The organism is Rhodococcus sp. MEB064 (genome assembly GCF_000834565.1).
Classification (GTDB): Bacteria; Actinomycetota; Actinomycetes; order Mycobacteriales; family Mycobacteriaceae; genus Rhodococcoides.
Genome location: NZ_JXQS01000025.1, coordinates 33,836 through 46,565 on the forward strand (window position 1 = coordinate 33,836; position 12,730 = coordinate 46,565).

The 12,730-nt window shown below is 66.9% G+C and carries 14 protein-coding genes; 2 read left to right on the forward strand and 12 right to left on the reverse strand.

All coding sequences use genetic code 11. The features are described from left to right. Positions 1 to 9 precede the first annotated feature (9 nt). Positions 10 to 888: a PPK2 family polyphosphate kinase gene (locus RU01_RS12755; RefSeq protein WP_042574940.1), complete on the forward strand. Its 879-nt coding sequence runs from the start codon at positions 10 to 12 to the stop codon at positions 886 to 888. A gap of 4 nt (positions 889 to 892) precedes the next feature. On the opposite strand, the gene RU01_RS12760 is transcribed toward RU01_RS12755, so the two are convergent. After that, positions 893 to 1,933: an NAD(P)-dependent alcohol dehydrogenase gene (locus RU01_RS12760; RefSeq protein ID WP_042574997.1), complete on the reverse strand. Its 1,041-nt coding sequence runs from the start codon at positions 1,931 to 1,933 to the stop codon at positions 893 to 895. Positions 1,934 to 2,014: 81 nt separating this feature from the next. Beyond that, a complete protein-coding gene (locus tag RU01_RS12765; RefSeq protein WP_042574998.1) occupies positions 2,015 to 2,275 on the reverse strand; it encodes a membrane protein in 261 nt (86 codons plus the stop codon). Positions 2,276 to 2,460: 185 nt separating this feature from the next. Between RU01_RS12765 and RU01_RS12770 the strand changes: the two genes are divergently transcribed. Beyond that, entirely contained in the window at positions 2,461 to 3,246 is a 786-nt protein-coding gene (locus RU01_RS12770) for a class I SAM-dependent methyltransferase (protein ID WP_052493267.1), read from the forward strand. A 2-nt stretch (positions 3,247 to 3,248) separates the two neighbouring features. Here the strand turns inward: RU01_RS12770 and RU01_RS12775 are convergent, their stop codons facing one another. The 10 genes from RU01_RS12775 to RU01_RS12820 all read right to left on the reverse strand — a co-directional run bounded on the left by RU01_RS12775 (position 3,249) and on the right by RU01_RS12820 (position 12,695). Next, complete coding sequence (locus tag RU01_RS12775) at positions 3,249 to 3,839, reverse strand: hypothetical protein (RefSeq protein ID WP_052493268.1); 591 nt, start codon at positions 3,837 to 3,839, stop codon at positions 3,249 to 3,251. Positions 3,840 to 3,865: 26 nt separating this feature from the next. Next, positions 3,866 to 4,816 (reverse strand): MlaD family protein, encoded by a 951-nt coding sequence (locus RU01_RS12780; RefSeq protein ID WP_042574941.1) that lies wholly within the window; start codon positions 4,814 to 4,816, stop codon positions 3,866 to 3,868. Next, positions 4,813 to 5,838 (reverse strand): MlaD family protein, encoded by a 1,026-nt coding sequence (locus RU01_RS12785; RefSeq protein WP_042574942.1) that lies wholly within the window; start codon positions 5,836 to 5,838, stop codon positions 4,813 to 4,815. The genes RU01_RS12780 and RU01_RS12785 overlap by 4 nt, the downstream gene beginning before the upstream one ends. Then, the gene (locus RU01_RS12790; RefSeq protein ID WP_042574943.1) at positions 5,835 to 6,899 is read right to left on the reverse strand and encodes an MCE family protein; all 1,065 of its coding nucleotides are present in this window, start codon (positions 6,897 to 6,899) and stop codon (positions 5,835 to 5,837) included. Before RU01_RS12790 ends, RU01_RS12785 begins: the two co-directional genes overlap by 4 nt. 1 nt (position 6,900) lies before the next feature. After that, complete coding sequence (locus RU01_RS12795) at positions 6,901 to 7,881, reverse strand: MlaD family protein (RefSeq protein ID WP_042575001.1); 981 nt, start codon at positions 7,879 to 7,881, stop codon at positions 6,901 to 6,903. Continuing rightward, complete coding sequence (locus RU01_RS12800; RefSeq protein WP_231568696.1) at positions 7,878 to 8,906, reverse strand: MlaD family protein; 1,029 nt, start codon at positions 8,904 to 8,906, stop codon at positions 7,878 to 7,880. Before RU01_RS12800 ends, RU01_RS12795 begins: the two co-directional genes overlap by 4 nt. After that, positions 8,903 to 9,949 (reverse strand): MlaD family protein, encoded by a 1,047-nt coding sequence (locus tag RU01_RS12805; protein WP_042574945.1) that lies wholly within the window; start codon positions 9,947 to 9,949, stop codon positions 8,903 to 8,905. Before RU01_RS12805 ends, RU01_RS12800 begins: the two co-directional genes overlap by 4 nt. A gap of 9 nt (positions 9,950 to 9,958) precedes the next feature. Continuing rightward, complete coding sequence (locus RU01_RS12810) at positions 9,959 to 10,828, reverse strand: MlaE family ABC transporter permease (RefSeq protein ID WP_042574946.1); 870 nt, start codon at positions 10,826 to 10,828, stop codon at positions 9,959 to 9,961. 4 nt (positions 10,829 to 10,832) lie between these two features. After that, complete coding sequence (locus RU01_RS12815) at positions 10,833 to 11,636, reverse strand: MlaE family ABC transporter permease (RefSeq protein WP_042574947.1); 804 nt, start codon at positions 11,634 to 11,636, stop codon at positions 10,833 to 10,835. Between the two features lie 174 nt (positions 11,637 to 11,810). Continuing rightward, positions 11,811 to 12,695 (reverse strand): 3-hydroxybutyryl-CoA dehydrogenase, encoded by an 885-nt coding sequence (locus RU01_RS12820; protein WP_042574948.1) that lies wholly within the window; start codon positions 12,693 to 12,695, stop codon positions 11,811 to 11,813. Positions 12,696 to 12,730: the final 35 nt, after the last annotated feature.

Here is a 12,730-nt window from a genome sequence, read left to right on the forward strand (position 1 = left end):
GCTCGCGCCATGAGCCGCCCACCCTCCCCCGGTTTCACCTCGTATCTCCCGAGCAGTCTCGCCGCCGCGTCCACGTCCTGGGCCGATGTGGACGCGGCGTCGACGCCGGGTTTCGACGGTGACAAGTCGGCCGGGAAGTCGTTGATGTCCGCGCGCGGCGACGTCCTCTCCGAACTGCAGGAGCGCCTGTACGCCGGCGGCAAGAGTGGGCGCACGGAATCAGTGCTGCTGGTCCTGCAGGGGATGGACACCTCGGGCAAGGGCGGCATGGTGCGCAACGTGCTGGGCATGGTGGAGCCTCAGGGTGTCGATCATGCGACCTTCGGGTCACCCACCAAGGAAGAACTCGAGCACCCCTTCCTGTGGCGCGTGGAGAAGAAGCTTCCCCGTCCGGGCCAGATCGGCGTCTTCGATCGCTCGCACTACGAGGACGTGCTGATCGTCCGGGTGAAGAACCTGGTGCCCCCGAGTGTGTGGCGCACGCGCTACGACGAGATCAACGAGTTCGAGCGACGGGTCGTCGACAGCGGCACCCGGGTGATCAAGGTGGCGATGGCTCTGTCCTACGCCGAGCAGGGCCGGCGGCTGGCACGTCGGTTACGGCGTCCGGACAAGTACTGGAAGTACGACCCGAGCGACATCGAGGCACGCGAGCAGTGGCTGTCCTATCAGGAGGCCTACCAGGCCATGCTCGATCGGACGGACACCGAGTGGGCGCCCTGGTACGTCGTGCCGTCGGATCACAAGTGGTACAGCCGCCTCGCGGTCACCGAACTGTTGACCGGGGCACTCGAGTCGCTGGACCTGACGTGGCCGCCGCCGAACTTCGACGTCGACCACGAAAAGCGGCGCCTCGAGGAACTCGAGACGCCGCCGGGGATCGACTGAACGATCAGAACGTCGAGGCGTCGATCACGAAGCGGTAGCGCACGTCCGACTTGACGACGCGGTCGTAGGCCTCGTTGATCTTGTCGGCCGCGATGACCTCGATCTCGGCACCGATGTGGTTCTCGGCGCAGAAGTCGAGCATCTCCTGGGTCTCGGCGATGCCGCCGACCATCGATCCGGCGAACGAACGACGGTTGGCCAGCAGGTTGAAGGCCGGGACCTCGAGGGGCTTCTCGGGAACACCCAGCTCGACGAGCGTGCCGTTGCGGGCGAGCAGGCCGAGGTAGTCGCCCATCGGCAGGTTCGCGGACACGGTGTTGAGGATGAGGTCGAACTTTCCACGCAGGTCCTTCAGCGCGGTGGTGTCCTTGGTGGCGTAGTACTCGTCGGCGCCGAGGCGCTTGCCGTCTTCTTCCTTGCTCAGCGTCTGGCTGAGCACGGTGACGTGCGCGCCCATCGCGTGAGCGATCTTGACGCCGACGTGGCCCAGTCCGCCCATGCCGATGATGGCGACCTTCTTGTCGGGACCGGCGCCCCAGTGCTTGAGCGGCGAGTACAGCGTGATGCCGGCGCACAACAGCGGCGCCGCGACGTCGAGCTCGACACCTTCGGGGATGCCCAGGACGAAGTTCTCGGTGACGACGATCTGCGTGGAGTAGCCACCGTTGGTGAACTCGCCCTCGTAGGTCTTCGAGTTGTACGTCTGGACGACGCCCTTGGTGCAGTACTGCTCGTCGCCGTCCTTGCAGGCCTCACAGGTGCCACAGGAGTCGACGAAGCAGCCGACGCCGACGCGGTCGCCCACCTTGCGGGTCGTGACGTCGGTGCCGACCTCGGCGACGATGCCGGCGATCTCGTGTCCGGGGACGACGGGGTACGTGGTGCCACCCCACTCGTTACGGGCGGTGTGGATGTCGGAGTGGCAGATGCCGGCGAATTTGACGTCGATCAGGATGTCGTTCGGTCCGAGTTCACGGCGCTCGATCGTGGTCTTCTCGAGCGGTGCATCGGGGGCGGTTGCGGCATAAGCGGTTGCGGAAGACATGTACACATGTCTACCCGTGCATCGTTGACTCGTAAACCACTGTCCGATTTGGACCGCTCCCGATGCAGGCGCTACCGACCGTCAGCGCGCAAGGACCGCGCGGTATCCGAGGAAACCCAGGTACCCCGCCAGAGCGACGAGTCCGACCTTGCGGGTCGCCGGCACAGCGATGGCCGTACCGATGGCGAGTTCGGACGCACCGTTGCGGTAGGTCCACGTCCGGGTGTCCTTCGGGAAGATCGGCTCGGTGATCGCCCTGAAGGCGTCGGGAGCCACGAAGTGCGCGGCTCCTGTTGCTGCCAAAGCGATTCCGGCGATCGTGGGTACCTGTGCTGAAGCCATCTCGTCCTCGTCCTCCCCGTGCGTGAGCCGACCCGGTCGGATCGCTGTGGTCACACTAGCGTCGGCCGGACGGAGCGGTGTTCGTGGACCGGGCGCCGGGCCGGTCGAGTCGGATCCGGCACTGCCGCGCGGGTTCGGGCAGTCTGCGCATCGTGGGTCCCCTCTCACGCGACTAGCGTGGAGTGATGGTCGACACCACCGCCGTAGTGCGCACCCGAACCCTCCTCCGGGAAGGTGTCGACGCGTCCACACCCCTGCCCGGAGTCCTGGACGTGCGGGGCGTCCGCACGACACCGGACACGCCGACGTCGGCAGCGGGACGACTGATGAACTTCTCACCGCTGGCGACGATCTACGAGCGCGCGTGGCGGCCACTGTTCCGGGTCTGGATGGGCGGACCCGCAGGGCCGACCGTCGAGAAGGAACTGGACTACGCGGTGAAGGACCTGGGGCTGACGTCCGGCGAGGTGTCGGTCGTGCTCGACCTGGCGTGCGGACCCGGCAACTTCACCCGGTCGATCGCCGACGTCCTGCGGCGCTCGGGCGTCGACGACGCCTTGGTGATCGGCGCAGACGCATCCGATCCCATGATCGCGCGAGCATCCGCCGACACCAGGGACACCGACCACATCGCGTACCTGCTCGGTGACGCGCGGTCGCTGCCGTTCGACGACGGCTCGATCGACGCCGTGTGCTGCTACGCGGCGCTGTATCTGGTTCCGGAACCGTTCCGGGTGCTCGACGAGATGATCCGGGTGCTGCGGCCGGGCGGACGGCTCGCGCTCATGGCGACTGTCCGGCGGGGGCCGAGTCCCGTGAGTGCACTCGGAGCGGTGGCCGCGGGCACCGTGGGACTCGAGATGTTCGAACGCGATGCGTTCACCACCGTGCTGGAACGGCACGGCTTCGTCGATATCGTCCACCGCGTGCACGGCGCGGCGCAGTTCGTCGCGGGCCGACGGCCCGCCTGACCCTACTGACCGCCCAGGTCCGCTCCGTAGTCCGCGACCAGCCACTGATCGCCGGTGTGCTCGACCGTGACGGTGAGCAGGGTGGGCACCGATCCGGGTTCGGGTTGCTGCAGGTTCTGGGTCTGCTGGGTCGCGAACACCGACACCGTGTACGAGTCACCGTCCTGTGCGGTCACCGTCGCGGCGTCGACCGTTCCCGACGCCACGACCTGAGACTCCGTCATGATCTGCGTCAACACGTCGCGAACCCCGGCGAACCGTTCCTTCAGAGCATCGGTCGTACCGTCTTCGACCCCGGCGAAGAAACTGTCGATGTCGGTGTGGTCGTAGGTCAGCGACCGCTCCGTGTACGCACGCGCCGTGTTCTCGGCGGTGGTCCGGTCGAGGGCCGCGCCGCGCTCGGCAGCGAGGGCCGAGGACGCCGAGTGCCACTGCACACCCAGGGCGACGGCGGCCACGGTCGCCAGGACGGCGACGACGATCGCGACGAGGCGCGTTCGGGACGACGACGTCGACGGGGCGGGCTTCGTCGCCGCATCGGGTGTCGGCGACGCGTCGCTCTCGGTGGGTGTCTGTTCGACTTCGGTTGTCATGGTGGCCCTTTCGCTCTTCTCTGCAGTCAGTTTCCGGCGACCGTCACGGCAACACGCGCAGGCCCACCGCGGGGGAACACCTGCTCGAGCATCGTCACCAGCGCGCCGGCGTCTACCCGCACGGGACGTATCGGGGCTGTGACCGGACGCAGCACGGTGGCGATGAACCCCAGATCGGGAGACAGTTGGCTCAGGTACTCGTCGATCTTGGGGACCAACCGCGCGAGTTCGCCGTCCCACACGGTCTCTCCGACGTAGGAGTAGCTCTGGTACGAACCGATGAGGTGCTCGAGACCTGCTCCCGATGCCTCCAGTTCGGGCACGGCGTCCGCGAGCCGCGGTCCGAGTGCGTCCGCGTAGGCGTTCTCGCCGAGCACCTGCAGGTTGCGGTAGAGCCGCCGGATCTCGTCCTTCTTGTCGCCGAGGGTGAGAGACAGCATTCTCAGGACCTCGACGACGTTGTCGATGTCGGACTCGCGCCCGCGGGTGGCGGTATCGACGGTGTCGACGATGCCGGCTATCGCGTCAGTGTCGATCTCCCGGGTGAGCGCTTCGGCGACGGCCAGGGTGTCGCTGACGCTGGGGGCGACCGACACGTCGGCGGGATCGACGACATCGCCGTCGGCCAGGTACGGGCCGGAGTCCGTGTGCGGCCGGAAGTCGAGGAACTGCTCGCCGGCGGCGGACAGGTTCGAGACGCGGACTTCCGTGTCGACGGGAATACGCTGTGCAGCATCGACTCTGACGACGGCGCGCAGGTGATCACCCAGGACGTCGATACGTTCGACACGTCCGACGGCGAAGCCTCGGAGCGTCACCTGCGAGGTGTCGATGAGACCGCCGGACGTGATCAGCGGCACCGTGATCTCCGAGTAGTCGCGCCTCGGGTCGATGTCGAGGACGTTCAGCGACAGGTACCCGACGCCCACCACGGCGACCGCCACCAGTGCCGTGGCCGACAGGATGGACGACTTCATCGTACGAATCCGATCGATCGAAGAACCGTGATCATCTGGTCTGCCCGATCGACAGGGTCCGCGTCACCCGACACGGAGGTGATGCGGACGTTCGGGGACGACGTGAAGAACGGAACGAGCTTGTCCCGCAACAGTGCATCCATCCGGGACGCCAGCATCGGGGCGGTCAGGTCGGCGGTCGCGAGCGTGCGGATCATGGGTTGCAAGGTGGCGATGACATCGTGCAGATCACCGGCCACCGGGTTGATCACGTCTCCGATGTTGCGCGACATGTAGCCCAGGTCGATCAGCGCGTCGACCACCACCAGCAGCGCATCCGCCAGACCGCCGACCCGTTCGGGTCCACTCGTCAGAATGGTGTCGAGGGTGTCCGTCTTCGCCGCGAAGGATCCGGTGACGGCCTCGGCGCCGCCGAGAATGCGGTCCAGCTCGGCCGAGTGTGTCGCCAGATCGCTCAGCGCCTCGCGCGCCTTGCCGTTGATGAGGTCGACGGTGGCCGGGTCCGGCGGGATCGCCCTGTTGAATCGCTCGATCGAGCGTTCGAAGTCGACGATGTGTCCGCCGGCGACGACCTCGGACAGTCCTCGCAACACGTCCTCGACGTTGTCCGCCGGCGACGTCCGTTCCAGTGGAACGACATCGCCGTCCCGCAGAACCGCGCCCGACGTATCCGACCCGTCGGCGGGCCGCTCGAGCGCGACGTAGATCTCTCCGAGGATGGTGCCCTGCCGGAGTTCCGCGCGCGTCGTCGCGGGCAACTCGACGGTCCGGTCGATGTTCACCGCTGCCACGGCCGTCGACCCGGTGAGCGTCACCGACTCGAGCAACCCGACGTCGACTCCGTCCAACACGACCTTCGCGCGCGCGGGCAGGTTCAACACACTCGAGAACTCGATGTCCACCCGATAGGTGGGACCGGGCACGTAGCTGCCGGGCACCGGAAGGTCCGCGATGGACGCGCCGCACCCGGAGATCGTCACGGTCGCTGCCACCGCGGTCACCACCGCGACGATGCGCTTCATCGGGTGGCCGCCGCTCCGAGGACGAGGGGAACGAGATCCATGTTCACCGTGGACCCACTGCCCGTCGCGACCTCGAACTGCGGCGGCGCGAACGTCAGTCGCGCGGCACCGGTGCCCGGGTCCTGCAGGGATGCGAGCTGCTCGGTCTGCTTGGGGACCCGCGACAGGATGCTCGCGATGTCGCCGACCCTGCTGACGATGATCGCCACGATCGGCACCACGACATCGAGCACGCGGTACAGAGTGGGGGCGAACTTCGGCAGGGTCTTCTCCAGAATGGGGAGGAACTCCACGGTCAGGTCGATGGCCTGGGCGAAGCGCTCGGAGAAGTCGCCGGCGGCGCCGAGTCCCTGCTTCAGGTTCTCGATGAGCAGCGTGATGTCCGGCCAACGATCGACCAGCGTCGTGGTCAACGTGTCGACGCTGTCCACCATGCGCCGCACCTGGGTGTCCTTGTTCGCGGGGTTGCCCACCAGGGACGACACCTGCGACAGCGCCGTTCCGAGTTGGTCGCCGCTGCCGTCCAGCGCCGTGTCGAGCGATCGCAGCGTGTCGCCCAGGATCTCCTCGTCGGGAGGACGGGGATTGTCGGGGTCGGTCGTGGACGTGGTGCCCAGCAGCTCGGCACCGAGCTTGTTCACGGCCTCGAGGGTGTCGCTGATACCGATCGGAGTCCGTGTGCGTTCCAGCGGGATGCACGCACCGCGATCGAGTTGTGCGCCGTCCCGGTAGGGAGTGGTCAGTTCGAGCCGACGATCGGTGACAATGGAGTCCGACATCGTCACGGCGCCCACGTCGGCGGGCAGCGCGAGCGACTCGTCCACCGACATGGTGACTCGGACATGATCGCCGCGCGGCTCGATGCTGGTCACTTCTCCGACGGGGATTCCGAGGAGCGTGACGTCGTTGCCCTCGTACAGACCGACCGAGTCGGTCATGTCGGCGCACACGTCCGACTGCGGCGTTCCCACCAGTTGCGCGGCCGACGACGCAGCCGTTCCCGCGCCCACCAGAACGACTGCTACGACGGCGGCGACCACCACTTTGCTGCGCATCGCCATGTCAGCACACCTTTCCGGGTATCGGGACGCACAGGGTGGTGCCGGTGACGACACCGGCGCTCCGGTCGATGACGGGTCCGGCACCGGTGTCGAGCAGGCCTGCCATGGAGTCGGAGAACTCGCGGCCTGCGGAGATCGCCTCGTCGATGGATCCGGTGCGTGCCTTCAGCGTCGCCACGAGGTTCTCGATCTCGTCGATGGTCGGACCGATACCTTCGTCGAGCGCGACGATCGGTCGGTGCAGCAGATCGAACAGCCGGTAGAGCTTGTCGGCGGCCGCGGCCACGTCGGCCCGCTTGGCGCCGAGCTTGGAGGTGATGATGCCGATCTGCTTCAGCAGGCCCAGGAGGATCTCGCGATCCGTCGCGAGCTCTCCGATGTACTCGTCGGCCACGTCCAGGCTGCGGTCCAGGTCGTCCTGCCGGTCGGCGATGGCTCCGGTCATGGAGGTCAAGGACGTGGTGATGTTCCGGATGGAATCGGGCTGCGCCTGCACGGAGCGGTCGATCTCGGCGATCGTCTGCCGAAGAGACTTGCCGTCCAAGTCACGCAGGATGGGCGTCGCGGCCTCGACCGTGTCCGACAGCGTGAACGGCACCTTGGTGTGCTCGATCGGGACACGGTTGTCGGGCAGTTCTCCGGTGCCACCGGGAACCAGAGCGAAGTAGTGGCCACCGATCGGCGTCAGCAACCGCACCCCGAGGGATGTCGCGTCACCGAGCGCGATGTCCTCCCGGACTTCGAAGGTCATGTCGACGTGATCGCCGGCGAGTTGCATCCCCGTCACCGATCCCACCGAGATCCCCGCGATCCGGACGTCGTCGCCGGCGTGTGCTCCGCCGGTCGTCTCGAATGCTGCTGTGTACGTCCGGTTTCCGAGCGGAAGAACGTAGACGACGACCGCAGCGACCACGGCGACGACCAGTGCTAGCGCCCCCACGATTCCCCAGACGGTCTGGCTTCCGGCACGCACGGAACTCATCGACACACCACCAGTCGCTGGGTGCCGAGAACGACGGACCCGATACCGGGAATGTCGGCGTCTCCGGCGGAACAGGACGAGACCTGGCCCTCGGGAGCGTTCTGCACCGTCGTGTCCACGCCGCGCAGCAGGCTCGGCACCATCGCGAGCAGATCCACCAATTGCTGGGCGCCGGGAACGACGCGGTGGAATGCCGCGTCCACCGGGCCGTATTCGGAGTCGTACGTGTCGCGCAATTGCTCGCCGATCGAGATGAAGGGACCCTGGCCGTTGTTGATGTCGTCCACGGCGTCGAGCAAGGTGTCGGCTCGATCACCGAACGTGGACACGACGCGGTCCAGTTCCGCGAACAGTCGCCCGAGCTGTTCCGACCGCTCGGCCACGACGCCGGAGATCGCTCCCAGGTTGCGGATGAGCATCACGATGAGGTCTTCGCGCTGCTGCGCGTAGCTGGTCAAGCCGTCGAGATCCCGCAGGACCGGACCGAGACCGGAGCCGTCGCCCTGCACGAGGTCGAGGACGTTCTGGGCGAAGCGGTTCACCTGCTCGGTGTCGACGGTCTCGAAGATCGGCTGGAACCCGTCGAACAGTGTGGTGATATCGAACGACGGCACCGTCATGTCGTCGGCCATGGACGCCCCGGACTCGAGGTCCGACCCGGAGTCGTCCGTGCGGATCAGCTCGAGGTACCGCTGACCCAGCAGGTTCTGGTATCGCACAGCAGCTTTGGTCGTCGTCCGCACCGGTCGATCCGCGTCGACGTCGAACGTCACCCTGGCGCGTGTCCCGTCGAGCTCGATTCCGGTGACGGTCCCCACCAGCACGCCCGACAGGCGCACGTCGTCGCCCTCGTACAGGCCGGAGACGTCGTCGAACCGAGCGTCGAACGTCGAACGGTCCCCGCTGACTCCGCTGCGGAGTGCGCCGCCGATCAGCACGAGACACAGGATCGCCACGACGGCGAACGCGCCGAGCTTGAGCAGCGTTCCCACCGGTGTGCCCACGGTCGATGCCCCGCGACTCACAGTCCACCTCCGACGCTGTTCGCGAACGCCTCGACGGGCCCCGCCAGGGTCGGCATGTTCGTGACGATCACCTGCAGTTGGAGCTGTGTCCTGCCGTCCACGGACGGGAAGGCATCCTCAACCCCCGCGATCGCGTCGGGCACTCGCTGGTAGGAGGGTGCGAGCGTTCCTGCCGAGAGAGCGACGGGCAGGAGGATGTCGAGCACCGTGTCGAGAAGGGGCTTCAGATAGGGGTTGTTGTCCCGCAACAGATCTCCCAGGGGGATGGACAGACCGGTTCCGAGACCCTGCATCGCTTTCACGGCTCGGTCCCTGTTCTCCGGTGTCTCGAAGTACTCGCTGCTGGTCACCACTTTGTCGACGACGTCGGTCACGGGGCCGATGGACGCTCCCAGACCGTCGGCGAGCACGGCACCTCGCTGCAGTTTCCAGCCGAGGGGTGCGCGCTGCGTCTCGGCCATCATCTGTGCGGTGTCGAAGAAGGGCTTCAAGCTGTCCCCGAACTCGCTGGACACCCGCGACATCAGGTCCAGGACACGGTTCGTGTTGTCCGCGTCCAGAACGTCGGTGAGGCTCGCGAGTCGACGGAACACGCCTGTGACCGTTGCTGTTTCGGTGTCGTCGCCGAGTGAGAGAACGGTGTCCTCTCGCAGGGGTGCGCCTGCACCTTCCGAGTACAGCTCGATGACGGTGGCCCCGAACACCGTCGCCGACGAGAAGCGCGCGGTGACGTCGTCGGTCAGGACCGAGGCCACGACGGGTTCGATGTGCGCATGCACCCGCTGGGACCCGAACCCGAGCGGCTCGATGTCGTCGACGCGGCCGACGGGAAGTCCGCGGTACTTGATGTCCGATCCGACGGCGAGCCCGTCACCGACCGCGGTGCTGTCGATGATGAGGTCGAACCGCGACTCGAAATCGCCTGTCGCGTACTTCGTCAGGACGACTCCGAGGACGACGAGAACGACGGCGACGACGAGCCCGCGGACGCGTAGTGCGCTCGGGCCCGCGGACCGGCGGGAGAGGTCGTCGAAAACTGCCATGCCGCGCCCCTACCCCGAGATCCTGATGCCGACGTCGACGCCCCAGATGACCACGGTGAGGATCATGTCGAGGACGACGATGACGATGAGTGACGCGCGGATCGCCCGGCCGGACGCACGGCCGACGCCCTCGGGCCCGCCGGTGGCGTAATAGCCCTGGTAGCCGTGGATCATGATGACGGCGCCGACGAAGATGGTGGCCTTGAGCAGCGAGTACAGCAGATCGGACGGTTGCAGGAACGCCGAGAAGTAGTGGTCGTAGGTTCCCGACGACTGGTCTCCGAACGCCGCGACGATGATCGCGCAGGAGATGTAGCTCAGGATCAGCGTCAGCAGGTACAGCGGAATGATTGTCAGGACGCCGGCGATGACGCGCGTGGTGACGACGAAGGGAATCGACCGGATCCCGACGACCTCGAGTGCGTCGATCTCCTCGGAGATGCGCATCGCGCCGATCTCGGCGGTCATGCGGCATCCGGCCTGGCTGGCGAATCCGATGGCGGCGATCATCGGGGCGAGCTCGCGGGTGCTGGCGTACGCGGAGATGAATCCCGTCAGCGGACCCATACCCACGAGGTTCAGTGCGTTGTAACCCTCGATACCGATGGACGAACCCACCGCGACTCCGAGGATGACCAGCACCGAGACGGTGCCGCCGCCCACGACGAGATTGCCGCTGCCCCAGGTGATGTCGGTGAGGACGATCATCGTCTGGCGGCGGTAGGAGCGCAGTGTGTGCGGGATCGCGACGAGCACCTGCCACACGAAGGTGAGCTGGTGGCCCAGGTGCTCGACCATGCCCATCGGCACGCGGGCGATGCGCTTGCCACCGCGGATGAACGGGGCGGTGCCGGGCGGGGAGTAGCGCGAGACGGTCATCCGGTCACCCCAGCCGCTGTGGAAGGAACATCGACACCAGCTGTGTGGCGAGCACGTTGACGATGAACGCCGACAGCACACCGACGACGACGGACGCGTTGACGGCGTTGGCCACTCCGCGCGGTCCGGACGTGGCTTCGAATCCGCGCTGGCAGGCGACCAGGACGACGATGATGCCGAAGATCTCGGCCTTGGCCAGCGCCACGACCAGGTCGGTGGTGGAGGCGAACGACGCGAACGAGGACAGGTAGCTGCCCGGTGTCCCGCCCTGGAACCCGACGTTGACCACGTATCCGGAGACCAGACCCATGAAGATGACGAGCGAGCAGAGAAGCGGTGCGACGAGGAGCATCGCGGCGAGTCTGGGGGCCGCCAACCGGCGGACCGGGTCGATACCCATGACGCGCATCGCGTCGATCTCCTCGCGCACCGTGCGTGCGCCGAGATCGGCCGCGATGGCGGAACCTGCTGCGCCACCGAGCAACAGCGCGGTCACGATAGGTGCGCCCTGTCGGATGACGCCGAGCCCGCCTGCGGCCCCGGCGATGGATGTGGCGCCGATCTGCGACGTCAGGCTGCCGACCTGGACGGAGACGATGACGCCGAACGGAACGGACACCAGGATCGCGGGAAGAACCGTCACCGTGACCATGAACCATGCCTGGTCGAGGAATTCGCGCCAGACGAAACGCAGTCCGATCAGGTCACGGACGAGGAAGCCGAAGGTGGCGACGGTCAGATCGGCGAAGCGGCCGAGAGTCCGCGTTCCCGTCGTGAACCGGGAGATGAAGGGCGTACCGAGTGCGATGTCACGTCCCCTGTCCGTCTCGTGTCCACAGCGGCGCAGATGAGCGCCGCGGTGAAAACTAACGCGTCGGAACGGGATTTCGGTCGGTTTCTCGGCAGTTCAGTGACCCCTGACAACGACGGCCCGGATCGCGTGGAGTTGTTCCACCGGTCCGGGCCGTCGAGCGAACAGGCGCTATTTGGCGATTCGTCCGTTCACGTACTCGTAGAAACCGGCGCTCGTCTTCTTGCCCAGCAGCCCCGCTTCGATCATGCGCAGCAGCAACGGCGGCGGAGCGAACAGCGGCTCCTTGTACTCGGCGTACATCGAGTCGGCGATGGACGCCACCGTGTCGAGCCCGATGAGGTCGGACAGTGCCAGCGGACCCATCGGGTGCGCGAGTCCCAGCACGGTCGCCTTGTCGATGTCCTCGGTGGTGGCGAAACCCGACTCGACCATGCGGATCGCCGACAGCAGGTACGGCACGAGCAGCGCGTTGACGACGAAGCCGGACCTGTCCGCGGCGCGGACCACCTGCTTGCCCAGCACGTCCGCGGCGAATCGTTCCGCGCGTTGCACGACGGCGTCCGACGTCTTGAGCGAGGAGATGAGCTCGACCAGCGGAAGTACCGGCACCGGGTTGAAGAAGTGCATGCCGACGACGCGTTCGGGCCGCGTCGTCGCGACGCCGAGCCTCATGATCGGGATGGACGACGTGTTGGACGCGAGCACAGCCTCGGGGTCGGTGACCACCTTGTCCAGTTCGACGAACAGTGCCGTCTTGATCGCCTCGTCCTCGAGTACGGCCTCGACGACGATCTCGCGGTCGGCGAAGTCGGCGAGGTCTGCCGTGAAGGACAACCGGGCAGCGGCCTGGTCGCGCTCACGCTCGGTGATCTTGCCGCTGCTCACGCCGCGGTCGAGCGACTTCGTGATCCGGGCCTTGCCGGCAGCAGCGAGTTCGCTGGTCTTCTCGTACACCAGCACGTCGACGTGAGCGCGGGCGCACACCTCGGCGATACCGGCGCCCATCTGTCCGGCGCCGACGATCCCGACGCGCTCGATCTTCTCGCTGGACACACAAACTCCTTCGTTCGCCGTTGTCGAGACGCGAC

Coding starts and splice junctions, on each gene's coding strand:
- RU01_RS12755 (WP_042574940.1), top strand. CDS start 10: ATGAGCCGCCCACCCTCCCCCGGTTTCACCTCGTATCTCCCGAGCAGT.
- RU01_RS12760 (WP_042574997.1), bottom strand. CDS start 1,933: ATGTCTTCCGCAACCGCTTATGCCGCAACCGCCCCCGATGCACCGCTC.
- RU01_RS12765 (WP_042574998.1), bottom strand. CDS start 2,275: ATGGCTTCAGCACAGGTACCCACGATCGCCGGAATCGCTTTGGCAGCA.
- RU01_RS12770 (WP_052493267.1), top strand. CDS start 2,461: ATGGTCGACACCACCGCCGTAGTGCGCACCCGAACCCTCCTCCGGGAA.
- RU01_RS12775 (WP_052493268.1), bottom strand. CDS start 3,839: ATGACAACCGAAGTCGAACAGACACCCACCGAGAGCGACGCGTCGCCG.
- RU01_RS12780 (WP_042574941.1), bottom strand. CDS start 4,816: ATGAAGTCGTCCATCCTGTCGGCCACGGCACTGGTGGCGGTCGCCGTG.
- RU01_RS12785 (WP_042574942.1), bottom strand. CDS start 5,838: ATGAAGCGCATCGTCGCGGTGGTGACCGCGGTGGCAGCGACCGTGACG.
- RU01_RS12790 (WP_042574943.1), bottom strand. CDS start 6,899: ATGGCGATGCGCAGCAAAGTGGTGGTCGCCGCCGTCGTAGCAGTCGTT.
- RU01_RS12795 (WP_042575001.1), bottom strand. CDS start 7,881: ATGAGTTCCGTGCGTGCCGGAAGCCAGACCGTCTGGGGAATCGTGGGG.
- RU01_RS12805 (WP_042574945.1), bottom strand. CDS start 9,949: ATGGCAGTTTTCGACGACCTCTCCCGCCGGTCCGCGGGCCCGAGCGCA.
- RU01_RS12810 (WP_042574946.1), bottom strand. CDS start 10,828: ATGACCGTCTCGCGCTACTCCCCGCCCGGCACCGCCCCGTTCATCCGC.